This is a genomic window from Asanoa ishikariensis (genome assembly GCF_900107455.1).
GTDB lineage: Bacteria > Actinomycetota > Actinomycetes > Mycobacteriales > Micromonosporaceae > Asanoa > Asanoa ishikariensis.
The window spans coordinates 1,833,143-1,858,011 of record NZ_FNQB01000003.1 but is presented as its reverse complement, the minus strand read 5'-3'; the positions used below and the strand labels follow the sequence as shown (position 1 = coordinate 1,858,011).

20 protein-coding genes are annotated in these 24,869 nt (G+C 72.4%); 11 read left to right on the top strand and 9 right to left on the bottom strand.

Annotation, left to right across the window (positions count from 1 at the left end):
* Positions 1-39: 39 nt before the first annotated feature.
* Positions 40-3,540: an NB-ARC domain-containing protein gene (locus BLV39_RS32510; RefSeq protein WP_090800431.1), complete on the bottom strand. Its 3,501-nt coding sequence runs from the start codon at positions 3,538-3,540 to the stop codon at positions 40-42.
* A 94-nt stretch (positions 3,541-3,634) separates the two neighbouring features.
* A complete protein-coding gene (locus tag BLV39_RS32505) occupies positions 3,635-3,916 on the bottom strand; it encodes a hypothetical protein (protein ID WP_090800430.1) in 282 nt (93 codons plus the stop codon).
* A gap of 147 nt (positions 3,917-4,063) precedes the next feature.
* Between BLV39_RS32505 and BLV39_RS32500 the strand changes: the two genes are divergently transcribed.
* From BLV39_RS32500 to BLV39_RS32490, 3 genes are all read left to right on the top strand, one after another.
* The gene (locus BLV39_RS32500) at positions 4,064-4,405 is read left to right on the top strand and encodes a hypothetical protein (protein WP_090800429.1); all 342 of its coding nucleotides are present in this window, start codon (positions 4,064-4,066) and stop codon (positions 4,403-4,405) included.
* Between the two features lie 79 nt (positions 4,406-4,484).
* Positions 4,485-5,006, top strand: a complete 522-nt coding sequence (locus BLV39_RS32495) for a SigE family RNA polymerase sigma factor (protein ID WP_090800428.1) — start codon at positions 4,485-4,487, stop codon at positions 5,004-5,006.
* Positions 5,003-6,088 carry a TolB-like translocation protein gene (locus tag BLV39_RS32490; RefSeq protein ID WP_090800427.1) on the top strand — a complete coding sequence of 362 codons (1,086 nt, stop codon included), beginning with the start codon at positions 5,003-5,005 and terminating at the stop codon, positions 6,086-6,088. Before BLV39_RS32495 ends, BLV39_RS32490 begins: the two co-directional genes overlap by 4 nt.
* Before the next feature lie 42 nt (positions 6,089-6,130).
* On the opposite strand, the gene BLV39_RS32485 is transcribed toward BLV39_RS32490, so the two are convergent.
* On the bottom strand, positions 6,131-7,339 hold the full coding sequence (locus tag BLV39_RS32485) for a serine hydrolase domain-containing protein (RefSeq protein ID WP_090800426.1): 1,209 nt from the start codon (positions 7,337-7,339) through the stop codon (positions 6,131-6,133).
* A gap of 100 nt (positions 7,340-7,439) precedes the next feature.
* On the opposite strand from BLV39_RS32485, the gene BLV39_RS32480 reads away from it, so the two are divergent.
* From BLV39_RS32480 to BLV39_RS32460, 5 genes are all read left to right on the top strand, one after another.
* Positions 7,440-8,144 (top strand): class I SAM-dependent methyltransferase, encoded by a 705-nt coding sequence (locus tag BLV39_RS32480; RefSeq protein ID WP_090800425.1) that lies wholly within the window; start codon positions 7,440-7,442, stop codon positions 8,142-8,144.
* A gap of 80 nt (positions 8,145-8,224) precedes the next feature.
* A complete protein-coding gene (locus BLV39_RS32475; RefSeq protein ID WP_090800424.1) occupies positions 8,225-9,544 on the top strand; it encodes a cytochrome P450 in 1,320 nt (439 codons plus the stop codon).
* Positions 9,541-10,437 carry an alpha/beta fold hydrolase gene (locus BLV39_RS32470; protein ID WP_090800423.1) on the top strand — a complete coding sequence of 299 codons (897 nt, stop codon included), beginning with the start codon at positions 9,541-9,543 and terminating at the stop codon, positions 10,435-10,437. The genes BLV39_RS32475 and BLV39_RS32470 overlap by 4 nt, the downstream gene beginning before the upstream one ends.
* Positions 10,424-11,251, top strand: coding sequence for an SDR family NAD(P)-dependent oxidoreductase (locus tag BLV39_RS32465; RefSeq protein WP_090800422.1), 828 nt, complete (start codon positions 10,424-10,426; stop codon positions 11,249-11,251). Before BLV39_RS32470 ends, BLV39_RS32465 begins: the two co-directional genes overlap by 14 nt.
* The gene (locus tag BLV39_RS32460; RefSeq protein WP_090800421.1) at positions 11,248-12,240 is read left to right on the top strand and encodes a transposase; all 993 of its coding nucleotides are present in this window, start codon (positions 11,248-11,250) and stop codon (positions 12,238-12,240) included. Before BLV39_RS32465 ends, BLV39_RS32460 begins: the two co-directional genes overlap by 4 nt.
* A gap of 717 nt (positions 12,241-12,957) precedes the next feature.
* On the opposite strand, the gene BLV39_RS32455 is transcribed toward BLV39_RS32460, so the two are convergent.
* The 5 genes from BLV39_RS32455 to BLV39_RS32435 form a co-directional block, all read right to left on the bottom strand.
* Positions 12,958-13,575 (bottom strand): response regulator, encoded by a 618-nt coding sequence (locus tag BLV39_RS32455; RefSeq protein ID WP_090800420.1) that lies wholly within the window; start codon positions 13,573-13,575, stop codon positions 12,958-12,960.
* Entirely contained in the window at positions 13,572-14,723 is a 1,152-nt protein-coding gene (locus BLV39_RS32450) for a sensor histidine kinase (RefSeq protein ID WP_176985181.1), read from the bottom strand. The genes BLV39_RS32455 and BLV39_RS32450 overlap by 4 nt, the downstream gene beginning before the upstream one ends.
* Complete coding sequence (locus BLV39_RS32445; protein WP_090800418.1) at positions 14,681-15,478, bottom strand: ABC transporter permease; 798 nt, start codon at positions 15,476-15,478, stop codon at positions 14,681-14,683. Before BLV39_RS32445 ends, BLV39_RS32450 begins: the two co-directional genes overlap by 43 nt.
* Positions 15,475-16,293, bottom strand: coding sequence for an ABC transporter ATP-binding protein (locus tag BLV39_RS32440; RefSeq protein ID WP_090800417.1), 819 nt, complete (start codon positions 16,291-16,293; stop codon positions 15,475-15,477). Before BLV39_RS32440 ends, BLV39_RS32445 begins: the two co-directional genes overlap by 4 nt.
* A 157-nt stretch (positions 16,294-16,450) precedes the next feature.
* Complete coding sequence (locus tag BLV39_RS32435; protein ID WP_090800416.1) at positions 16,451-18,274, bottom strand: anthranilate synthase family protein; 1,824 nt, start codon at positions 18,272-18,274, stop codon at positions 16,451-16,453.
* A gap of 207 nt (positions 18,275-18,481) precedes the next feature.
* Here BLV39_RS32435 and BLV39_RS32430 point away from each other — a divergent pair, with 207 nt between their 5' ends.
* The 3 genes from BLV39_RS32430 (at position 18,482) to BLV39_RS32420 (ending at position 23,132) form a co-directional block, all read left to right on the top strand.
* Positions 18,482-19,822, top strand: coding sequence for an FGGY family carbohydrate kinase (locus BLV39_RS32430; protein WP_090800925.1), 1,341 nt, complete (start codon positions 18,482-18,484; stop codon positions 19,820-19,822).
* 200 nt (positions 19,823-20,022) lie between these two features.
* Complete coding sequence (locus tag BLV39_RS32425) at positions 20,023-22,713, top strand: sensor histidine kinase (RefSeq protein WP_239083886.1); 2,691 nt, start codon at positions 20,023-20,025, stop codon at positions 22,711-22,713.
* Positions 22,710-23,132, top strand: a complete 423-nt coding sequence (locus BLV39_RS32420) for a roadblock/LC7 domain-containing protein (RefSeq protein WP_090800415.1) — start codon at positions 22,710-22,712, stop codon at positions 23,130-23,132. Before BLV39_RS32425 ends, BLV39_RS32420 begins: the two co-directional genes overlap by 4 nt.
* Here BLV39_RS32420 and BLV39_RS32415 read toward each other — a convergent pair whose 3' ends face one another.
* On the bottom strand, positions 23,133-24,443 hold the full coding sequence (locus BLV39_RS32415; RefSeq protein WP_176985201.1) for a GH1 family beta-glucosidase: 1,311 nt from the start codon (positions 24,441-24,443) through the stop codon (positions 23,133-23,135).
* Positions 24,444-24,869 lie beyond the last annotated feature (426 nt).

Genomic DNA, 24,869 nt, shown 5'->3' with positions numbered 1-24,869 from the left:
AGAGCGACAAAACCGACGCGGCGCGGGCCTCTGCGCGTTTCAGCGCACGAGGTCGAACGCGCAGATGCCCGCTTCCGTCCCGACCAGCAGCACCCGCGGGTCGCTTGTCCAGGCACAGCCGCGTGGCGTGCTGTCCAGCCGGGTCATCGTGGCGAGCTCCCAGGTGTGGCAGTCCCAGAGGCGCACGTCCCGGTCGTCGCCGACGGTCGCGAGCCATCGCCCGTCGTCGGTCACCGCGACGGCGACGACCTCACCGCGGTGCCGCCGCAGTTTCGCCAGGCGCTGCCCCGACGACGGTTCCCAGATCAGGACGCGCCCGTCGTCGTCACCGCAGGCCAGCCAGGTGCCGTCGGGCGCGACCGCCAGCGTGCGAATGGTGTCGGAGTGCTGACGCAGGACGTGGCGTTGCGAGCCGTGGGCGACGTCCCAGACGACCAGCTTCTCTTCGTAGCCGCCGGCCGCGATCCACGATCCGTCGGGTGAGACGACGACCGCTTCCAGGCTGTCTTTAGGACTCTCGAACGTTTGCCGGACAACACCGGTCGTGGCATCCCACACCACCACGTTGCCTTTTTTGTCGCCGCCCGCCAGCCAGCTTCCGTCTGGGGCGGCCGACACCCACTCGACGTCGCGTTTGGCGGTGCGGATCCGGTGCAGTTCCTTGCCTGTTCGCCGGTTCGCGATCAGAACCTCGTGGTCCCACGCGGCCGCGACCCACGAGCCGGATGCCGGGACCGCGATCGAGTTGACAATGCCGTTCACCTTCGGCAATCGCCTGAGCAGCTCGCCGGATCTGGCGTCCCAGACGCGCGGGCGCACGTTGTTGCCGCCGGTGACGAACGTGTCCCGGCCGGCCGCGATCGACCAGACGTCGAGTCGGTGCCGCCGATCGGGCTTGCTTTCCCCGAGCGCTGGCGGGCGGAGGTCGAGGATGCGGGTGTCGCGTCCGGTGACCGCGGCGAGCCACGTCCCGTCAGGGGCGTACGCGGTCATGACCACGTCGTCGGCGAATCGAGCGACGGTGCTGTGCACCTTGCCGGTGGCGGCGTCGACGATGACCAACTTGCTGTATGCCGCGACGGCCAGGCGGGTGCCGTCCGGTGAGATGGCGAGGGCTCTGAAGCCCGAGTCCGGCACCTTGAGCTTGGTCACCTCTCCGGTTGCTCGCTCCCAGCGCAGGACGTTGACCACCGCTGCCGCGGCGAACCACGTGCCGTCGGGCGCCACAGTCACCGAGTCGACCGGCCCAAGATCGTCGGCGACGACCGTGCCCGTGCGCTTCGCCGGGTTCCAGAGCCGCGCGGTGCCGTCCATGCCACCGGTCACCAGCCAGCTTCCGTCCGGCGCCACCGCGACGGCCAGGACCTCGCCCTTGTGCCCCGTCAACTCGGCACGCAGCTTTCGGCGAGCGATGTCCCACACCGTGACCCGGCCGTTCCGCTCGCCGATGACGAGCGCGGCGCCGTCCCGGGAAACGGCCATTGACATCGTCCGCCCGACGAGGTCGCCGAACTCGGCGATCACCGACCCCGTGCCGAGGTCCCAGAGCCGTATCAGGCCGGAGGACAGCGCGACGGCAAGCCAGCTTCCGTCAGGTGCGAACCCGACACCATCCCCGCTGCCTTCATAGTTCGTCCCCCGGTAGGTGGCTCGAGGTTCACCGGTCCTGACATCCCAGACCGTGGCGCAGCCATCGTCGTCGGCGGACGCCAGCCAGCGTCCGTCCGCGGAAACCGCGATCGCGTTGACGTCCTCGGAGCGGCCGCTCAGCGTTCGGCGTACCGCCGGGTCAGGCAGGTCCGGCTGTGGCCACCGGCTCACCAGCCGGGGGCCGGGCAGCCGCTCGCGCAGTGTGGCGGCTTGCGTCGCCCATCGAGGATGCTCGGCCACCCGGGCGTGCAGCACGTCGGTCAGGGCCTGCGGTGGTTTCGTCGGCCGCAGCAGATGGGCCGCGCGCAACAACACCAGAGCGAGCTCATCGGCCGCCTGGGTACCGACGCGTCGCAGGTCGGCATAGGGCGCGGCGACCCCGAAATGCCGAAGCCGCGCCTCGACCCAGCGGAGGTCGGCCGCGATCGCCTCCCCCTCCGTCGGTCCCGCGTGCTCGACGAGGTGGTCCCACAGGTACCGCTCCCGCGGCGAAAGGTCCCACCACGCGATGCTGGGTCCGCCCGGCTCCAGCGGCTCGGCGGCCGGCAGCGTCGAGGTGAACGTCGCGAGCAGGCCGGCGTTCACGGCATCGAGCCGATCACGCAGCGCCGCGCGCAGGTAGTCGCGAACGACGTCGTGCAGGGTCACTGTGTCGCCGGACAGGGACACGAGAGCGAGCTCGTCCAGGCGTACGCAGAGCTGCCGCGCGGCGAGCGGGTCGAGCTTCCACAACCGACGGACGAGGGTGAGGGGCACGGTCTCGTCCTCGGCGAAAACGCCCAGCTCGGCGAGCCGTTCCCGGTCGGCCACGGCGAGCAGCCCGGTGCTGGCCTCGATGGTGGCCCGCACCGCCAACTGACGCCGGTCGGGGTCGTCGATGTCGAGCGTCGTCGCCTGGGCACCCGTGAGGTCGTCGACAGCGAGGGCGCCACGGCGGCGGAGCCGCTCGCGGATGTCGGCAACCGCCGCGGACACGTCGCCGCCGGTGCGGGCCTCGTCGAGCAGGATCTTGTTGATGAGGCGGAGGAGCAGCGGCCACCGGCCCGTCTCGGCAAGGACGGCGGTGACCGTCGCAGCGGGGATTGCGGCGCCATCCAGATTCCAGGTGAGCAGCCGGACCGCCTGCTCGTCGGACATCGCGTCGAGCTTCACCGGGATGACCTGGCTGCCGTGCAGCAACGCGGGGTTGCGGGTCGTCACGAGCTGGGCGCAGCCGGGAACCCGGAACCGGAAGGGAGCGAGCTGCTGCGGGTACCAGACGTCGTCGAGGACCAGCAGGACCCGATCGCCGCGGTTGAGCAGGGCGGCGAGGTGCTCACCGGCCTGGCCCGGGTCCGTGAACGCCCGGGCGTGCCGGGGATCGACGCGGGCGATGAGGTCGTTGACCTTCTCGGCGACGGCGGACTTCGTGACGGTGTCACGGCCGAAGGTGAGCCACAGAATGCGGCCCTTGAAATGCCGGATGACCTGCGGGTCCGCGCGCACCATCCGGGCCAGGGTGGTCTTCCCGAAGCCGCCCGCACCGCTGAGCGCGGTCGTGATGCCGACCGCGGAGCGCCCAGCCAGCAAAGCCTTCTTGATCGCGCCGAGCTCCCGCGGCCGGTCGACGACCCACGGGTCGAGCCGTTCCCCGGGCGGTATCAGGGGATCCGGCTGCTCGGTGCGGTGCTGGAGCCACCAGAGAGCGAAGGAGGCGACGGCAGCGAGCACGACGCCGGCGACCATCCAACGAAACGGGTGGCGCCGCAGCGCGTCGAGACCGAGTGGCCAGGACCCGGTGACCTCGGTGGCGGCGTTGGTGGCGACGGCGAGGATCGAGGCGGCAACCGCGGCGCACGCCATGCCGACGAACAGGACCGCCACGGATCGCAGCCGGGTCCGTCCCGCCATCGCCGTCCCTTCCGAAGCACCGCGTGCTCGAAGTGACGCTCAGCGTAACGTGAGAGATCCACGGAGTCCGTGGCCCAGAAGGGGGATAGGCGCGTCAGTCCGGACAGATCTCCATGATCACGGCAGTGACCTCGTCCGGCGGCATCCGGAAGGTCACGGCGCCGGTTTCGGGATCGACCACCCCGATGCGTGGGCCTGACCCGTTGCCGAGAAACAGGGTGCATTCCGAGACCGGCTTCGGTGTGGGGGCGGCGGGGTGCTCGCCCGGCAACACCACCAGCGCCACCAGGACGCCCAACGCCGCGACCGCCCTCGCTGGATGCCTCGCCGTGCGCCGGCCGGTGGGTGCCTCCCGGTCCAGATCGATCAAGGCCATCGGCCCACTGTAGGCGGTTATCGCTGCCGACATGGCGCCGCTTTCCGTCAAGGGCGTGATCCGGGATTCCTGTCGCTGCGCAACGACCGCGCCGAGTCGACGACGTTGATCTGAGCCTGAGAACCGACGCGTTGGTACGGTGTCCGTATGTCCCGAGAGGCATGGATAGCCGTCATCGTGGCCGGCGCCATCGTGCTGGTCGGCGCGGTGATCGGCACGGTCATCCTGCTCGTGCGGGTCTTCCGGGTCCGCAACCAACTCGGCGAGCTGGGCTTCGGCGGCAAGTTTGCCTTCTACGGCGCCGTCATCTTCACGTTCTTCCCGGTCGACCTGCTGCCGGACCCGATCTACCTGGACGACATGGGCGTCCTGGGCCTGGCGCTGCTCTACCTGAACAGCCTGCTGCGCCGCCACCAGGAACGCCTGCCATCCACCCTGCCGCCACAGCCTCGCGGCGCGAGAAGGCCGGCGCGGCAACCACGTCGATAAAGGTCCGGACGGGTGCCAACCTTTCGCCGGCCAGGCCTCGTGTAGGTCGTGACGTGCATTGCCGGCGAGCGGGGATGGGATGCGGGACGAGGCTGGCTTCCGGGACTTCGTGACAGCCCGGCTGGCCAAGCTGTCAGGGGTCGCGTACCTCCTGGTTGGCGACCATCACGCGGCGCAGGACCTGGTGCAGTCCACCCTGGTCAAGATCGCCCGGCATTGGGATCGGGTGTCGGGGGTCGGCGAACCCGAGGCGTACGTCCGCAAGGCGCTCTACCACGAGTTCATCTCCTCGCGCCGGTTGTCCCGGCGCCGGGAGCTGCCGACCGCCGAACATCGAGACCGTCCGGCGCTGCGGGACGAGGCCGACGACGCGGTGCGGCGGCTGCTGATGCGGCAGGCGCTGGCCAAGCTCACCGCGAAACAGCGGGCCGTGATCGTTCTGCGGTTCTACGACGACCTGTCCGAAGCCGGCATCGCCGAGACGCTCGGCTGTTCCGTCGGCACCGTCAAGAGCCAGACCCACCATGCGCTGCGCCGGCTGCGTGAGCTCGCCCCCGAACTGGCCGATCTCGTCCAGGAACAGCAGGAGGTGCGCCGGTGACCGGCATGAGGGAACTGCTGGCCGACGTCGCGGCGGAGGCCCGGTCGTACGACGTGACGGACCGGGCGCTGCGGATCGCCCGGCGGCAGCGGCGGGTCGCCTGGGCCGCACCGGTCGCTGCCGTGGTGCTCGTGGCCGCCGGAGCGGTCGCCGTCCTGCCTCTGCGCCCGGACAAGTCGGCCGAAGTGGGCTGGCTTCCGGAGCGGCTGGCGCCCGAGCGGTCCGTGGTCGCGCTGCCCGACACCCGGGTCAGCCCTGCCGTGCTGGCCTACACCCGCGGCGACGGCTCGACGACGCTGGTGACCGCGGACGGTCGGCACTACGACGGGGGCGAGGCCGTGCGGGCCATCTCGCCCGACGGCCGGTGGGTCGCCATGCTGCGGGACGGCCGGCGGGTGGTGCGCGACCTGGGCGGCGACCGGGTCGTCGACCTCGGCACCGACGACGACACGAACATCGTGGCCTGGTCGAGGGACAGCCGGTGGATGGCGGTGCGGACCGGCGTCACCAACCCCGGTGCGCCGCAGTCCGTCAAGGTGGTCGAGCTGGCAACCGGGACCGAGGTCGCCGAGGTGGCGGCCGGCGCGTACGGCACGACGACCGTCTGCGGCCTCCGGGACAGCGCGTACCTCCTGCTGTGCTACGCGGTCGCCTACAGCGACGAGGTGTCCGTGTCGACGGTGAACCCGCTCGACGGGAGTGAACTCGGCCGCGACGTCGTGACGATGAACCGTGGCCTGGAAGACAGCCAGTTCGCCGGTGGTGCGCTGTTGCCCGACGGCCACACGCTGGCGTTGTGGACCGAGAACCCCGCGGGCGCGACGGACGACCCGCGGACGTTCGACCTGAACCAGCCGGGCGTGCGGCCCCGCCGCCACACCCTGCCGGTTCCCAAGAACGAGGAGCGCGCGCTGCGCCAGGTCGAGACCAGTGTGGACGGTGGAGCCCTCGTCACGCGTCGATCGGGCCAGGATCTGCGGGTCACGGCCGTGGAGCTACTCGACTTCGCCAGCGACCGCGTCTCCACGGTCACGACGGTCACCGGCGACATCCGCGACATCGTCGTACGTGGTCAGGTGTGAAACGGTCACGGGGGTTCGGCCTGAACCCCCGTGACCGTCAGCTCAGATTGCCTGGTACACGGTGGTCCAGAAGTCGTGGATGACCCGCGCCGAGTCCGGGACCGACATCCCGACCTGCGTGAGCACCATTCCGGTGAGCTGGTTCTCCGGGTCGGCGTACGTCGAGGTGCCGCTGCCGCCGTCCCAGCCGAACTGGCCCACGGGTGCGTAGTCACCCCGGTACGTGCGCACCGCCGTCCCGAAGCCCCAGCCGCCGTGCTGACCCTGGCCGAACGACAGGTGCACGTTGTTGACGGCCATCGCGTGTCGGGCGGCCTGCTGCTCGGCGGTGAGCCGGTTCGTGGTCATCAGTTCGACGGCGGGCCGGGACAGGATCCGTTCGGTGCCGTGCATGCCGCGGTTGAGCAGCATCCGGAAGTAGGCGTTGTAGTCGTCGACGGTGGAGACCAGCCCGCCGCCACCACCCGGGAACGCCGGCGGTGCGCTCCACCGTCCGCCCACGGGCTCGTCCCAGACGTGGAACTCTCCGCTGGCCGGGTCCGGGGCGTACAACGTCGGGAGCCGGTCGATCTTCTCTTCGGGTACGTGGAAGCCGGTGTCCTTCATGCCCAAGGGCTCGAAGATCCGCTCGCGCAGGAACGACTCGAAGGATTGACCCGTGACCCGGGCGACGAGTACGCCGAGGACGTCGTTGCTGATGTGGTACTGCCAGCGCTCCCCGGGCTGGTACATCAGCGGAAGCGTGCCCAGCCGGCGCATCCACTCGTCCGGCTCGGGCATCGGCGTCGGCAGGTCGGGCGTGAGTCCCTGCTCGAAGATCGCGCCCATGATCGGGGCGCCCAGCGCCGTCAGGTCCATGCCGAGCCCGAACGTCGAGGTCAGCAGGTCCCGCACGGTGATCGGCCGATGCGCCGGCACGGTGTCGTCCAGCGGGCTGTCGATCCGCCTCAGGACCTGCCGGTCGGCGAGCTCCGGCAGCCACGGCTCGACCAGGTCGTCCAGCCGCAGCCGGCACTCGTCGAGCAGGACCATCGTCGCCGCGACCGAGACCGGCTTTGACGTCGACGCCATCCGGAAGATCGTGTCCCGGCGCATCGGTGGGCCGCCGTCATGGCGCATTGTCCCGACCGCCTCGACGTGCGTCTCGTCGCCCCGGCTGATCAGCGCGACCAGCCCGGGAATCCGCCCGGACTCGACGTGCCGGCCCAGGACGTCGCGAACCCGGCGAAGCCCCGCCTCGGAAAAGCTCATCTCAATCTCCCTACGAAGAAGTGGTGTGGCACCCACGATCGCCAGCCGCGCTGACACGAGCCCGCCACCGCCCTGACACGGAGCCCCCTAAGCTCGTCGGATGGCTGGCCTCCTGGACGACGAGACGCTGTCCGCATCGGCCGTCGTGGCCAACATCGCGATGAACCGGGAGCGCCAGCTCGCCGGTCCGAACAGCTACACCCGCGACCTCGGCTTCAACCCGCTCGACCGGCTCCTGGCCAGGTTGGAAGACAGAGCGACCGTCGCCTGGCTCGACCTGTGCTGCGGCCAGGGCCGCGCCCTGCTCCAGGCCGGCGCCGAGGTCACCGCGCGCGGCCTCGCCGGCCGGGTCGAGCTGGTCGGCGTCGACCTGGTCGACTACTTCGACCCTGGCGACCCGGCGGTCACCCTCGTCTGCGCACCGGCGACCAGCTGGCAGCCGGACCGCCGCTTCGACCTGATCACCGTGGTGCACGGCCTGCACTACGTCGGCGACAAACTGGGCGTGCTGGCCCGCGCCGCGAGTTGGTTGACCGACACCGGCCAGCTCGTCGCGGACCTCGACCTGGCGAGCATCCGAGGCGAAGACGGCGCGCCCCTCGCGCTGGGCAAAGAGCTCCGCCGCAACGGGTTCACCTACGACGGCCGGCGCCATCGGATCAGCCTCGTCGGCCGTCGCGAGCCGACCTTCCCGTACGACTACCGGGGCGCCGACGATCGGGCCGGGCCCAACTACACGGGCCAGCCCGCGGTGCATTCGTTCTACCGGAAGCTGTCTCCAAACCCGAGCCCATTGGAGACATAGACCAACCCTTGTGTCCTGCCGCGCGCCGGAGCTACCGTGCTCGTGTCGGGTACGCGGCGGTACTCCACAGAGGAGGACGTATGGACCCACCCGTGGTTCGGGTTCCCAAGGTGGGGCAGGCGCTCGGGATGGTGGTGTTCCGTCGCCGCTTTCTGATGTCGTTGCGAGACCGCCACGGCCCCACCTTCGTCCTCGACGTGCCGCCGTTCGGCAGGACCCTGGTGGTCAGCGACCCGACCAGGCTCAAGCAGCTCTTCACCGCGAGCCCCGAGCTGGCCGGCACCCCGCAGCCCAACCTCAGCCGGATGCTCGGCGGCGGCTCCATCTTCGGGCTCGACGGTGAGCCGCACCGGCTCCGGCGCAAGCTGCTCGTGCCGCCGTTCCACGGCAAGCGCATGCAGGCGTACGCCGGCCTGATCGAGGAGGAGTTCCGCAAGGAGGCCGAGACCTGGCCAGTGGGTCAGGAGTTCGCCACGCTGACCCCGTTCATGCGGATCACCCTCAACGTGATCCTCCGCGCGGTCTTCGGCGCCGGCGGCGCGGAGCTCGAGGAGCTCCGCGAGAAGCTTCCGATCTTCGTCACGTACGGGTCGCGGATGGCCGTCGTGCCGTTCAAGGAGCGCTCGATCGGCCCCTGGAACCCATGGCGGAAGCTCAGGGAACACCGCGCCGCGTACGACGGGATCGTTCAGCGGCTCATCGAGCGCGCCCGGGAGGAGCCCGGCGACGACATCCTCTCGATGATGCTGCAGAGCCGCTACGAGGACGGCGCGCCGATGTCCGACGCGCATGTCCGCGACGAGCTGCTGACCCTGCTCGCCGCCGGGCACGAGACGACCGCGACCACGCTGGCCTGGGCGATGGAACGGCTCACCCGTCATCCGGCCGCGCTGCACGCGCTCGTCGACGACCTCGACCAGGGCGGGACGGACCTGCTCGCCGCCACGATCCTGGAGCTGCAGCGGACCCGGCCGGTGGTGCTCAACACCGCCCGCAAGGTCCGCGCGGACGGCCTGGTCATCGAGGGGTTCGAGGTGCCGAAGGGGTGGACCGTGCTCGCCGGGATCGACCTCGTGCAGAACGACCCGGAGGCGTTCCCGGACCCGGAGCGGTTCGACCCCGGCCGGTTCGTCGGGGTCAAACCGGCGACGTACGCCTGGATCCCGTTCGGCGGCGGCACCCGGCGCTGCGTCGGCGCCGCCTTCGCCAACCTGGAGCTGACCGTGGTCCTGCGCACGCTGCTGCGCGACTTCGAGCTGCGCACGACGTCCGCGCCGGACGAGCGGTGGCATTCGCGCGGCGTCGCCTACGCGCCGCACCAGGGCGGCCGGGTGGTCGTCAACAGGCGCCGCCGGCGACAGACACACACCGAAGGAGCCCGGATGGAGGTCGGCGCGTGACCGAGGAACGTTTCGCGGACGTCGGGCGCGGGATCACGCTGTGCTACACGGAGACCGGCGATCCCGGCGGTCCGCCGCTGGTGCTGGTGGCCGGTCTGGGCATGCAGCTGCTCTCATGGCCGACGGGCTTCCGCGACCTGCTGGCCGAGCGCGGCTACCGGGTGATCGCCTTCGACAACCGCGACGTGGGCCGGTCGACGCACGCCGACTACAGGCCGCCGCCGCTCACGGCGATCCTGCGCGGCCGCATCCCGCCAGACGCGTACCACCTCGGTGACCTGGCCCGCGACACCGCCGGGCTGCTCGACGCCCTCGAGCTGCCCAGCGCCCACCTGGTCGGCGCGTCGATGGGCGGCATGATCGCGCAGACCGTCGCCGTGCAGTTCCCGTCCCGGGTACGCACGCTGACCTCGATCATGTCGACCACCGGCGCCCGCAAGGTGGGCCGCCCCGCACTGTCCACCTGGGCCCTGCTCGCGGGCCGGCCACCGCGCACCCGTGCGGAGGCGGCCGCCCGGGCAGTGCGGATCTTCCGGCACATCGGCTCGCACGGCTTTCCCTTCGACGGGGACGCCGTGGGCGCGCGGGCGGGCGAGGCCTGGGACCGGGACCGGTCGTCGGCCGGCACGGGCCGGCAACTCGCGGCCATCTACGCCTCCGGTGACCGCACGCGTGAGTTGCGCGAGGTCCGGGTGCCGACGCTGGTCGTGCACGGAGACCGCGACCGGATGGTCCACCCGAGCGGCGGGCGGGTGACCCACGAGACGATCCCCGGCTCGCGGCTCGTCGTCATCCCAGGTCTCGGCCACGACCTACCGGTGGGCGCCTGGCCCCGGCTCGCCCAGTTGATCGCCGGGCACGCGCAGGACAGGCCCGCCGATGTCCCGGCCTGAGGCCCTCGTGGGTCGCACGGCCGTCGTCACCGGTGCCGCGTCCGGGATCGGCCGGGCGCTGGCCCGGCGGCTGTCCGCGGCCGGCTGCCCGGTGGCCATCGCCGACGTCGACGAGCCCGGGCTCAAGGAAGCCTCGGCCGACCTGACCGGGCCGGTGCTGCGCCAGGTGCTCGACGTGCGCGACGCGGCGGCGGTGACGGCCTTCGCCCAAACGGTCAGCGAGTGGGCGCCGGCCCCGCTCGGCGCGGTGTTCAACAACGCGGGCGTGGCGATCGGCTCGTCGGTGCTCGGCGCCCTCCCGGCGGACGACGACTGGCTGCACGAGATCAATTTCCGCGGGGTGGTCAACGGCGTCCGAGCCTTCCTGCCGGCGCTCGTCGCGCAGGACTCCGGGACGATCGTCAACACCTCCAGCGTGTACGGGCTGATCGGCGTCCCGTACCAGAGCGCCTACTGCGCCGCGAAGTTCGCCGTGCGCGGCTTCACCGAGGCGCTCCGGCAGGAGCTGCGCGGCACCGGGGTGCGGGCGGCGACCGTACACCCGGGTGGGGTGAAGACCAACATCGCGCGCAACGCCCGGTTCCGGGCGGACCCCGAGGGCCGCGGGCGCACGCACGAGCAGATCGCGGCCGAGTTCGACGCGATCGCCCGGACCACGCCCGAGCGAGCCGCCGCGATCATCCACAAGGGAGTCGACCGGGGCAAGGCGCGGATCCTGGTCGGCCCGGACGCCTATCTGGTCGACGCGTTGGCCCGGCTGGCACCGACCCGCTACTACGACATCGTGGCCAGCCTGCGCCGGTCACGGCGGTGACGGCCGACCCGGTCCGGGAGCGGTTGCTCAAGGGGCTGCACCGGGCGATCGAGGAGCGCGGCTACCGGGAGACGACGATCGCCGACATCGTGCGGCACGCGCGCGCCTCGCGGAGCACGTTCTACCAGGTGTACGCGACGAAGGACGAAAGCCTGCTGGCCCTGATGGAGGCGGCCAACGCCGCGCTGATGCGCCGCATCGTCACCGCCGTCGACCCGGCGGCGCCGTGGCCGGCGCAGACCCGGCAGGCCGTGCTGGCCTACATCGCGCACGTCACGGCGAGCCCGGAGCTCTCGCTGTGCTGGATCCGCGAGTTCCCGTCGCTCGGCCCGGTGGCCGGCCGGGTCCGGCGTGACTCGATGAATGCTCTCGCCGACCTGGTGCAGCGGCTCACCGCCCACGAACCGTTCCGCCGGGCGGGCATCGCGCCGGTGTCGCGCGAGCTCGCCCTGGTCATCCTCGGCGGCCTGCGCGAGCTGACCGCGACCGTCCTGGAGGAGGGCGGCGACGTCCGCGACGTGGCGGAGACCGGTATCGCCGCCGCCGTGGCGCTGCTCGGCGCGGGAGCCGGCCGCGCACCGGCGCCGGCCCCGCCGCCCACGGCGGGCCTGCTGCTCACCGACGACCAGTGGGCCCGGATCCGTCCGCTGCTGCCGCCGGCCCGGTCAACGGTCGGTCGCCCGCCGGCACCGCAGCGGCAGGTCGTGGAGGCGATCCTCTATCGCGACCGCGCCGGCATCGCGTGGCGCGAGCTGCCGCCCCGGTTCGGCGCGTGGCAGACCGCCTGGAAACGGCACCGCCGCTGGTCGGAGGACGGCACCTGGGACCGGGTCCTAGGCCGGCTCCAGGTAACCGGTCAGCCGGACCACGCCGACCCCGTAGCGGGCGTCCAGATCCCGCTGGCGGGCGTCGTCGGCGACGTAGACCTCGGCGACGACCTGGTTCGTCCGGATGTCCGCGCCGGCGCTCAGGACGCCCGGCTCGCCTGAAAGTTCGGCAGCGACGCGGTTGAGCTCCGCGGTCGACCGGGCCGCCCGTGACACGCACAGCGCTCCACCCCAGACCGCCCGCAGACGTGCCTCGTGCGCGGCCAGGTCGCCGGTGAAGCGGGCGTTGACCACCAGCTTGCGTGGGTCGTTCATGCCGCCGTTCTGGTCGATCCAGGCTCCGGCCGCGTCGGGCGCCGCGTAGGCCAACTCGAACGCCTCCTTGTACGCGGCTGTGGTGGCCTTCGCCTCGTCGACGACCCGCCAGCCGCCGGGCGGCGGGGGACAGGGGGTGGTGAGGTTGGGCTCCGGATCCGGCCGCTGGACGGTCGGCGGCTGCGGCGGCTCGGCGAGCGTGAGGCGCACGCCGTCGAAGGTGGCCACGATCTCGAAGTGGCCCCAACGGACCCCGCCGCTCTCCTCGTGATCGAGGCCGTCCCACGACCAGCCCACGATGTCGAGCCCGGTGCACTGCGGTGGCAGCGAGTCCCCGACACTGCGGCACAACTGCGGGCCGTGCTCGGCGTTCTCCAGCACCGCGCCGCTCACGCGGTAGCGGCCCGGATAGGCCGACCCGTCGTCCGGCTCCGGCTCGACAGGGTCGAAGGCGGGTTCGGCACAGCCGGCCAGGGGAGTGATGAACAGGCCGGTGAGGAGGAGCAGCGCGAGCAGACGTGGCTTCACACCTACTGCGACGTGTCCGCGGCCGAACCGGTTCCGTCAGAGCAACCCGGCGGCCATCGCGGTGGTGACGGCGGCCGTGCGGTCGTTGACGCCCAGCTTGGCGAACGCCCGCAGCAGATGGGTCTTCACCGTCGCCTCGCTGATATGCAGCGAGCGGGCGATCTCGCCGTTGGACAGGCCGCGGGCGACCAGCCGCAGGACCTCGGCCTCCCGGGCCGACAGGCTCTCGGCCCGCGGATGGCGCACGTGGTGCAGCAGGCGGGTCGCCACCGACGGGCTCAGCACCGTCTCGCCGCGGGCCGCCGACCGCACCGCCGTCACCAGGTCGGTGCGGGAGGTGTCCTTCAACAGATAGCCGGCCGCACCCGCCTCGACGGCGCGCAGGATGTCGGAGTCCGTCTCGTACGTGGTGAGCACGACCACCCGCGTCGCGGGCAACGCGGCGAGCACCTGGGCCGTGGCGCCGACCCCGTCGAGGCCGGGCAGGCGCAGGTCCATCAGCACCACGGACGGACGCAGTGCCCGGGCGGCCGTCAGCGCCTCCGTGCCGGACGCGGCCTCGCCGACCACCGTGATGTCCGGCTCGCCGGAGAGCAGGCCGCGCACGCCGGCCCGCACCACCGGATGGTCGTCGACCAGCAACACCGTGATCACGCCGGCACCTCCACGCGCACCGTGGTCGCGCCGCCCGGCGCGGAGTCCACCGTCAACGAGCCACCCACCTGGGAGACCCGGGCCAGCATGCCGGACAGCCCGTACCCGGCCGGCGACACGGCGGCGGGGTCGAAGCCCGGTCCCGGGTCGCACACCGTCAACGTCACCGCGGCCGGACCGTACTCCAACGACACCGAGGCCGGGCCAAGAGCGTGCTTGCCCACGTTGGTCAGCGCCTCCTGTGCGGCCCGCAGCAGCACCACGTCCACCCCCGTCGACAATGGACGGACGCTGCCCCGGACCGCGGTCGACGGTGCGAGCCGGCGGATCGCGTCCACGAGCGAGCGGCCGTCGAGCAGGGCCGGCGTCAGCGCGCCCACCAGCGCCCGGGCCTCGCCGAGGTTGTCGCGGGCGGTGTCCAGCGCGAGGGCCAGGTGCGCGTCGGCCCGGGCCGGGTCCGGTTCGGCGCGCGCCGCCTGGATCAGCATCACCACGCTGGACAGCCCCTGCGCGATCGTGTCGTGGATGTCGCCGGCGATCCGCTGCCGCTCGGCCAGCATCCCCAACCGGCTCACCTCCGCCCGCGACGCGGCGAGCTCGCGGACCAGCGCCGCCCGTTCGTCGCTCTGCACGAGGATCCGCTGTGACCAGATGCCGAAGATGGAGGTCAGCACGACGATCATCACCGCGGACGGCAGGACCTCGGCGATCAGGCCCCAGTCCCGGTCGGAGAACCAGAGCACCACCACGTGTACGCCGGTGAACGCGGTCACGGCGACCACGCCTGGTTTCGCCGGCAGCGTCATGAAGCACTGTGGACAGATCGCGAACAGCGCGAACGAGCTGGAGTTGACCAGGGCGACGGCCGTCGCGTAGAGCACGAAGGTGCCGCCGAGGTAGACCACCCCGGTCCAACCGATCGCCTCGTCGCGCATGATGCGACGGCCGACCAGCGTGTAGAGGACCGCGATCCCGCCCAGCAGGCCCACGGCCCCCCAGCCGCGGGCGGCCGTGTCGGCGGTCTGCAGCACGAACACCGAGACACCGACCCCGACCACCGCGAAGTACGCGTCGAACCAGTGGAACCGGGTCGTCCACGCCGAGGTCAGTTCGTCTGCCGGCCGCGCCAGCGAAACATGGTCAGACATAGCACCAGTCCTCCGATGCACCAGGCGGCGAGCACGAGAGCGGTGCGCCCATGCTCCCATGACCGCACGACCTCCTGCGGCAGGATGCTGTCCGGCAGGAACGCCGACCGGAAGCCCTGCGCCATCCACTTGAGCGGGAACACCGAGCCGATCCGGATCACCCAGTCCGGCAGCGCGCCGACCGGCGTGTAGTAGATGCCTGACAGGAACGAGAGCACGACGTACGGCAGGTTCATCACGGCCGCCGCACTGCGCGCGGACCGGGCCAGCGCGCTGCACGCGACCCCGAGCAGGCTGCACGCCACCACGCCGAGCACGAAGACCCAGCCGAACGTCAACCAGCGGGACAGGCTCGACGGCAACGGCAGGTCGAACAGCAGCACGCCGATCAGCAGCAGCATCAGCACCTCGGCGGCCGTCACGACGGCGACCAGCAGGATCTTGCCGATCAGGTACGCCAGCGGCGGCGTCGGCAACCCGCGCAGCCGCTTGAGGGTCCCGTCGTCGCGGTCGGTCGCGATCCCGATGCCGAGGTTGACGAAGGTGGTCGAGGCGACGCCGGCCGCGATCATCGACGGCACCAGGTACTGCGCGGAGGTGACCGGGCTCCCCGGATACACCCCGCTGAACAGCGAGCCGAGCAGGGTGAGCAGCACGACCGGCAGCGCGAAGGTGAACACGACGGCGTCGCGTTCGCGCCAGAACTGCCGGAGCTCGACACCCGCCCGCGCGGAGCCAAGAGAGAGTGTGGTCATCGGGAGCCTCCGATCAGGTCGAGGTAGACGTCCTCCAGCGACGGCCGGACGACCGACAGGCCCGGCACCTGGCCGCCGTACGCCGCGCTGAGCCGGGCCACCACGGCCGCGGGGTCGGCGGTCTGCTCGCGGCCGTCGCGCCACACGACCGTGGCGACGTCGCGCGCGCCGAGCGTGTCCGGCGTGCCCTCGGCGACCACGCGCCCGTCGGCGATCACCGTGACCCGGTCTGCCAGCGCCTCCGCCTCTTCGAGGTAGTGGGTGGTGAGCAGCACGGTCGTGTCGAGGCCGCGTACCGTCGACCAGAACTGGCGCCGGGCGACCGGGTCGAACCCGGTGGTGGGCTCGTCGAGGAAGAGCAGCCGCGGCCGCCCGACGATGCCGAGACCGACGTCGAGCCGCCGCCGCTGCCCACCGGAGAGCTTGCGGATCCGGCTGTCCCGCTTGTCCGTGAGCCCGACCAGCTCGAGCGTCTCGGCCAGGCCGCGCGGTCGGGGAAAGTAGCGGGCCACGTGCGCGATGAGCTCGGCGACGGTGAGCTCGGCACCGTCGGCCGTCGACTGGAGCACGATCCCGATCTCGCGCCGCCAGGCGACTCCGGCGTGCGCCGGGTCCACGCCGAGCACGGAGACGTCACCGCCGTCGCGCGGCCGGTGCCCCTCCAGGATCTCCACCGTGCTGGTCTTGCCGGCGCCGTTGGGCCCGAGCAACGCCCGCACCTCGCCGTGCGCGATGGTCAGGTCGAGCCCGTCCACCGCCACCGTGTCGCGATAGGACTTCCGCAGCCCTCGCACGCGTACCGCGTCGTCTGTCATGCCTTTGATGGTTCGCCGCCGAACGACCCGCGCGGGACGACCGAGGGACGGAACCATGGTGTCCGTCAACCGGTGGACACGCCGGTGGGCCGGGCAGGGGCTCTCGGACCTGCCCGGCCCACCAGCTTGGAAAAGGGCGTACCCCCGAATGCCGGGACTATGCCGATGGGACCGGGGCGAGCACGTGCAGCAGCAGGTCGGTCAGCGCCGTCAGCCCGTCCTCGCTGAGCACCGACTCCGGGTGGAACTGCACGCCGGCGAACGTCGGCCCCCGCAGCGCGGGCACGGTGCCGTCGGCGGCACGGGCCAGTTCCACGGGGCCGTAGGGCGACGACAGGGAGTCGGTCGGCGCGGTCGGCGTGAAGGTCGAGTAGAAGCCGACCCGGCGGGGTGTGCCGAACAGGTCGACCACCTGCTGGACCCCCTGGTACGGCGCCTGGCGCCGGTGCATGCCCAGCCCGAGCAGGGACGACAGGATCTGGTGGCCGAGGCAGACGCCGAGCAGCGGGCGGGCGTCGACGAGGCGCGCGGTCACCACGGCCCGCATCGCCGCCATCTTCGGCGACGCCGGGTCGGTGGGGTCGCCCGGGCCGGGTCCGGCGATCACCAGGTCCGCGTCGCCCCAGGCGGGGGCGGTCCACGGCACCACGGAGACGCGCATGCCGAGGGCGCGGAGCTGGTGCGCGAGCATGCCGGTGAAGGTGTCCTCGGCGTCGACCACGACCACCCGCCGCCCCGCCAGCGCCGGCACCACCAGCGCACCCGGGTCCGGCCGCTCGTCGAGCCAGAACCGCGCGAGGTGCGTGTTGCGGGCCGCCAGCAGCGCCTGCACCTCGGCGTCGGCGGTCCGTGAAACCGGCACGCCTTTTCCGGGTCGCGCCGGGACGAGGCCCAGCGCCGCGAGGATCCCGGCCGCCTTGGCGTGGGTCTCGGCCACCTCGCCCGCGGTGGTCGAGTGCCGCACCAGCGTGGCGCCCACCGGCACCCGCAGCGCGCCGTCGGCGGTGAGCTCCGCCGAGCGGATCAGGATCGGCGCGTCCAGCGTCTGCCGCCCGTGCGCGTCGTGCCCGAGCAGGGCCAGCACCCCGGCGTAGTAGCGGCGCCCGCGCCGCTCGTGCCGCGCGATCACCCGGCAGGCGTTCTCGATCGGGCTGCCGGTCACCGTCGGCGCGAACATCGTCTCGCGCAGCACGTCCCGCACGTCCCGGGTGCAGCGCCCGGCCAGCAGATATTCCGTGTGGGTGAGGTGCGCCATCTCCTTGAGCGAGGGCCCGACGACCTGGCCGCCGGTCTCGGCGACCGTGGCCATCATCTTCAGCTCCTCGTCGAGCACCATGTAGAGCTCGTCGATCTCCTTGGGGTCGGCGAGGAACTCCAGCAGGTCGACCCCGGAGCCGTGCCGGTGGGTGCCGGAGATCGGGTTCATCATGACCAGCCCGTCCTCGACCGAGACGTGTCGCTCCGGCGAGGCGCCGACGATAACCCGGGTGCCGGTGTGCACGAGGAACGTCCAGTACGCGCCCCGTTCGTCGAGCAGCAGCCGGCGGTACGCGGCCAGCGCCGCCGCCACCGGCGAGCCCTCGACCCGGGCGGTGAAGGCGCGGTGGATGACGAAGTTCGCGCCCTCACCCCGGCCGATCTCGTCAGCCAGCACCTGCGACACCGTCGCCGCGTAGTCCTCGTCGGTGACGTCGAAGCCGGTCGGTCCGACCGTCCGGACCGCTGCGTCGGGCAGCGCCGCGAGGGCTTCCGCGAGCGGCACCCGGTCGTGGGTCTCGATCGACAGGCATTCCAGCGGTACGCCGTCGTCGACCGCGTCGAAGCCGCGCTCGGCGATCTGGCGGTAGGGGACGACGGCGAGCGAGGGGATCGGTAGCTCGGCGAGCGTGGTGAGCGTCCGGACCGGTCCGGAGTACACGTCGACGTGGTCCGCGCCCTCCCGGCGGACCAGGGCGAACGGGCGCTGCTGATCGATCTGCATGGCGGCTTCCTCGAGGCTCGGGCGGGTGCCGTCGAGCGGGAAACCGGCAAGCGGGCCGCCTCGAGGGCGGCCGCGTCGGATGGTTACGCGCGGAAGTGGGCCGCCGGGTCGGCGGGCCACCACATGCTCAATCGCGCGTGCACGGTCGCCAAGGTACCGGCTGCGTGCCGGATTCGGAAGGGAACTCGCGGGGTACCGTGGCGGGCGATGAACGTTCTCGCCCTCGACCTGGGCACCTCGTCGGTGCGCGCGATGGTCTTCGACGACAAGGTGCGCGCCCGCCGCGGCGCGTTGGCCCGGCGCGGGTTCGACCTGTCGATCGCCGCCGACGACAGCGGCACCGCGACGCTGGACGCCGACCAGTACCTGGCGGCTCTCTGCGCCTGCCTCGACGAACTGGCCGAGGCCGGGCACCTCGACGACATCGGGCTGGTCGCGGCGTCCGCGCAGTGGCACTCGGTGCTCCCGCTCGACGGTGGCGGCCGCCCGCTCGGCCCCGTGGTCACCTGGCTCGACACCCGCCCCGCCCCGCCCGAGGGTGCCACCGGCCCGCTCGACCCGGAGGCCTTCCACCAGCGCACCGGCGCGTGGTGGCACCGGTTCTACTGGACCGTCAAGCTGCCCTGGCTGCGCGACCTGGGGCTGGCACCGGCCCGCTACACGGGGCTCGTGGAATACATCCTCACCGAGTTGCTCGGGGAGGCGCCGATGTCGGTGTCGCAGGCGTCCGGCACGGGGATGCTCGACCTGGCGGCCATGGACTGGGATCCGGAGGCGCTGGAGATCGCCGGCGTCGGCACCGGGCAGGTCCCGACGCTCGCGCCGCTCGGGTGGCACGGCCGGCTGCGGCCGGAATACGCCCGCCGCTGGCCACAGCTCGCCGGGGCGCGCTGGTCGCCGGCCGTCGGGGACGGCGCGGCGTCCAACATCGGCTCGGGCTGCGTCGACGAGACCCGGGCCGCCGTCACCGTGGGCACCTCGGCGGCCGTGCGGCTGGTCCAGCAGGCGCCGCGTGGCGCGACCCTGCCGCCACTGCCACACCGGCTCTGGCGCTACCGGGTCGACGACCACCGGGTGGTGACCGGCGCCGCCTACTCGGCGGGCGGCAACCTGTTCGCCTGGGCCAGGCGTGAGCTGCGCCTCCCGGAGGGCGCCGCGCTGGAGGAGACGCTGGCCGGCATCGCGCCCTTCTCGGGTGCCGTGGCGGACCCGCGGCTCGGCGGTGACCGGCCACCGGGCACCGCGCCGGCCGGCTCCGGCGAGCTGCGGCACATTGGCTTCGGCACGACCGCCACCGAGATGTTCGCCGGGCTGATGGTCGGCGTCTGCACGATGGTGCTCAGCGACCTGGAGGTCCTGGAGTCCACCGTCGACCATCGGGTCGCGGTCACCCTCGGGGGAGGCGCGATCGCCGCCTCACCGTGGTGGCGCCGCGCGTTCGAGCTGTCCCTGGCCCCGCGCGAGGTGGCGCACGTCGACGATCCCGAGGTGGGATGCACCGGAGCGGCCCTGGTCGCACTCGGACGGGCGGACCAACCCACCGGGTGACTCGACCCGTTGGTGATCTCTCTGCGAGGATGATCCAACCGGACGGACGAGTTTGAGCCGCCGGACGGGCGGCTGGCCCCTCCACCACGCGTTCATGGTGACCACACTGGGCGTTTGCCCCCGTGCGCGGCGCCGCGCCGCCTGGTTGGATGAACGGGTTTCCCGGTGTGGCCGGCGCCGGGGCGACGAGGAGGAAACTGGTGGCAGGAGCGACCGGGCAGCCAACAGGCGCCGTGCCGCACCATCGCCGGCAGAGCGTCGATACGAGGCTCGCCTCTCATCGTCCGTACTCCCGTTATCGGCTGCGCGACTGGCGCATCCGCAGCAAGCTGACGGCCGTCCTGATCGTCCCGTCGGTGGCCTTCCTGCTGCTCGCCGGCTTCCAGGCGCGCACCCTGTTCACCCAGGCCAACACGCTCGGCCAGTTCTCCTCCGAGGCGGGCGTCGCCGACGAGATCGCCACGCTGATGGACGCCCTCCAGCAGGAGCGGGACCGCACCGCCGGTGAGCTGGCCGCGCCCCTCGACGCGGGCGGGCGGCCGGACCCCGGTCGGCTGAGCAACGTGCTGCGTCCGTACGAGACCGCGGTCGACGCGGCCGCGACGAAGTTCCGCGCGGCGGCGGACCCGGCCCTCGGCGGCGACGTCTCCTGGCAGGTCGCCTACGGTCGCACGATCGAGCTGATCGACCAGCTCCCGACGCTGCGCACCGCGGCGGGCGGCACCGCGACGCCGCAGACCGTGTTCGACACGTACACCCGGCTGCTCGACGCGCTGGTGGCGCTGCTGGCCGAGCCCTCGCCGGGCGCACAGCATCCGGAGCTGTCCCAGGCCGTGCTCCGCTCGGTGCAGATCGCCCGGGTCAAGGAGCTGGGCTCGCGGGCCCGTGCCCGGATCTTCGCCGTGTCGATGGCGGGCGGCTACGGCCCCGACGACCTGGTCACCCTCTCCGACCTGCGCACTCAGCAGCTCGCCGCGCTGGCCGACTTCCGGCTCACCGCCGCGCCGGGCCAGGTCACCCTGTACGACGACACCTCGGCGCTGCAGGAGTTCGTCGAGGCGACCCGGCTGGAGGAGCAGACCATCGGCACCGCCCGGGCGCCGCGCGTGCTTCCCGCCGAGGCGTGGTGGGCGGCCAGCCAGAACCGGGCCGAGCTGCTGCGCACCGTGGAGGAGCGGGTCAACGCCGACGCCGCCGACGCGGCCGACGCGAGCAGCAGCGCGCAGCTCCGCAACAGCCTCCTGGTCGCCGGCGGCATCCTGCTCGTCCTGGTGATCGCGGTGCTCACCTCGATCGTGGTCGGCCGCTCGATCGGCCGCTCGCTGCGTACCCTGCGGACCCACGCCCTGCAGATCGCCCAGGTGCAGCTCCCCGACGCCCTGGACCGCCTGCGCACGATGAGTGGCTCGGTGCCGCGGATCGAGGTCTGGCCCAACCCGATCCAATCGCGGGACGAGATCGGTGAGATGGCCGAGGCGTTCATGGCCGTGCACCACAGCGCGATCGCGGTCGGCGTCGAGCAGGCCACGATGCGACGCACCGTCAACGCGATGTTCGTCAACCTGGCCCGGCGCAGCCAGGTGCTGGTCGAGCGCCAGTTGGAGCTGCTCGACGAGCTGGAGCGCGAGGAGAGCGACCCGGAGCAGCTCGAGAACCTGTTCAAGCTGGACCACCTGGCCGCCCGCATGCGCCGCAACGACGACAGCCTGCTCGTGCTGGCCGGCATCGAGTCGACGCGCCGGTGGAGCGACCCGGTCGCGCTCCCGGCGGTCGTGCTGGCGGCAGTCGCCGGGATCGAGTCCTACCCCCGGGTGCGGCACGAGGGGATCGACCCCGTGCACGTGGTCGGGCACGCCGTCGGCGACCTCGTGCACCTGCTCGCCGAGCTGCTGGAGAACGCCACCGTGTTCTCCCCACCGACGACGACGGTGCACGTGTACGCGCACGGCGGCTCCCGGGTCGGCACGGTCGTCGAGATCGTCGACGACGGCCTGGGCATGTCACCGAACGCGTTGCAGGAGGCCAACGACACGCTGGCCGCGCCGCCGACCGCCGACGTGGCGGCGTCCGAGCGGATGGGCCTGTTCGTGGTCAGCCACCTGGCGGCCCGGCACGGCGTTCGGGTCGAGCTTCGCGCCGGCCGGCGCGGCGGCGTGATCGCCGTCGTGCGGCTGCCGGCCGACATCCTCGTGCACGACCAGGCCGAGCTGCCCTATCGGCCGGCACGTCCGATGCTGGCCGCGGTGGCCGCGGTCTCCGGCGCGGCGCCGTCCCTCCAGCCGGCACCGTCCGCCGGCGGCCCGGCGGCAGGCGGCCCGGCTCCGGCGCTCACCCTGTCGACGCCGGGACGCGGGGTGCCGGCGGTGGCGGGGGGACCGATCCCGCTCCCCATCGAGACCACTCCCGCCCGCAACGGCCACCCGGCCGTGCCGGCGGTCCCGGCACCTGCCGTTCCGGCGCCCGAGGTGCCGGCGCCGGCCGCGCCGGTGGTGCCCGAAGCCGTCCCCGCGCCCGCGCCCGCACCGGTGCCGGCGCAGGCGACCCGCGGGTCCGCTCGCCCCAGCGGCCCCAACGCGGGCGTCTCTTGGTTCTCCCGCGCCGGTTCGGCGGCCACCCCCCGCGCCGAGACCGTCGCACCGGCCCCGGCCCCGCCCGCGGTGCCGATGACCGCGGGAGTGGGCCGGACCGGCCTGCCCCTGCGGGTGCCGATGGCCCAACTTCCGGGCGGCAACGGTGCCGCACCGGTCCCGGCGCCCCGCAGCGAAGCCGACCCCGACGCGGTGGGCAACGTGCTGAACCAGTTCTACGGCGGTGTGCGACGCGCCGAGTCCGAGGACCCGAACGATCTGACGAGCGCGCCGGCCTGGCGCGGAGAACAGGAGCAACGATGACGACGCTCAGCCGCGAGGCACGCGACCTGAGCTGGCTGGTCAGCGGTTTCGCCCAGCGGGTCCCGGGCGTCTCGCACGCCATCGTGGTGTCCTCGGACGGCCTGCTGATCGCCGTCTCCGACCACCTGCCGCGCGACCACGCCGACAAGCTGGCCGCCGTCACCTCTGGCGTCATGAGCATCACCAGCGGCGCGGCCCAGATGTTCGACAACGACTACGTCAAGCAGACGGTCGTCGAGATGGGCCGCGGCTACTTCCTGGTGATGCACATCCGCGACGGCTCGATCCTGGCGACGCTGGCCGGCGCGGACGCCGACATCGGCGTGGTCGGCTACGAGATGGCCCGGCTGGCCAAGCAGGCCGGCGAGATGCTGACGCCGGCCTTGCGCGAGGAGCTCCAGCAAGCCCTCCCCAGGTAGCTAGACCGTGTTGTCCTTGATGACACCCCGGTACCAGTGGGCGCTGCGCTTCAGGATGCGGCGCTGCGTCGGGTAGTCCACGTAGACCAGTCCCCAGCGCTGGTCGTACCCCTCGGCCCATTCGAAGTTGTCCATCAGCGACCACACGTGGTAGCTCTCCAGCGGCACACCAGCCTCGATCGCGCGGTGTGCCGCGGCGAAGTGGTCGCGCAGGAACTCGATCCGGCCCGGGTCACTGACGGCACCGTCGGCGCCGAGCTCGTCCGGGCACGGCAGGCCGTTCTCGGTGATGGTCAGCGGGATCGGACCGTAGTCGCGGGTGATCCGGGTCAGCAGGTCGAACATCCCCTCGGGGAAGATCTGCTGCCAGAAGGCCTCGGACGTCGGCCAGCGCTTCTCGGTGTCGCCGCCGGTGGTGACGTAGTAGGGCGTGTAGTACTGCACGGCCAGCAGGTCGACCGGCGACGAGATGACCGCGAGGTCACCGTCGCGGATCCCGCGCACCATCCGGCTCCGCGGACCGAGGTCGTCGAGCACGTCCTGCGGGTACGCGCCGCGCAGGATCGAGTCGAGGTAGAGCCGGTTCTCGTACCCGTCGTACAGCCGGGTGGCCGTCGCCGTCTCGGGGCGGTCGTCGGCCGGGTAGCACGGGTGCAGGTTGAGCGCCGGCCCGATCCGCGCGTCGGACTCGGCGCGCAGCGCCCGCACCGCGAGCCCGTGTGCGAGCTGGAGATGGTGCGCGACCAGGTAGGCCGCGTCCGGGTCGCGCAGCCCGGGCGCGTGGTGACCGCCGAGGTAGCCGTTCTGCACGACGGTCTTCGGCTCGTTGATCGTCAGCCAGTCCGGGACGGCGGTGCCGAGCGCCTCGAACACGGCGGCGGCATAGTCGGCGAACCGGTACGCGACGTCCCGGTTCTCCCAACCGCCGACGTCCTGCAACGCCTGCGGCAGGTCCCAGTGGAACAGCGTCGCCATCGGCTCGATGCCGCGCTCGTGCAGGCCGTCGACCAGCCGGCGGTAGAAGTCGAGCCCTCGCTGATTGGCCTTGCCGGTGCCATCGGCCTGCACCCGCGGCCACGAGATGCTGAACCGGTAGCTGCGTAGCCCCAGGTCCTTCATCAGGTCGAGGTCGTTCGCCCAGCGGTGGTAGTGGTCGGCCGCGACGTCGCCGGTGTCGCCGTTGCGGGTCCGGCCGGGCGTGTGGCTGAACGTGTCCCAGATGGACGCGCCGCGGCCGTCTTCCTTGGCAGCGCCTTCGATCTGGTACGCGGAGGTCGCGGCACCCCAGCGGAAGTCGTCCGGGAAGCGCATTCCCAGCCGGCGTTCGGGGTTCGGGTCGGCATCCGGTGAGTCGGGGTCGCAGGCGGCGGCGAGCAGCGACGCCGCGGAGATGGCGACTCCGCTGGCCGGACGCGCGGACACGCGGGCGGCGGTGGCCGCGGTGGCCGAGAGAGCGGCGCGGCGCAGCAGGCGCCGTCGGGTCAGCACGGTCATGTCGCAGGTCTCCTCGGGGTGGGATCTGGGAGCGCTCCCAAGATCGTACAACGAAAAGCCCGGTCCCGGAACCCCGGACGCTGTGAAGCCGGACAAAGCAGACGGTCGACCGGTTGGGCGTCGCCGCCTGTCCTGTCGACCGATTCATGCCCGTAACAATCGAGGGCTAGCGTTGGGGGCGGGGAGGGCAACCCCACCCCCAACCTCAGTTACATACACGCACGGCGGTTGGCACCAATCGTG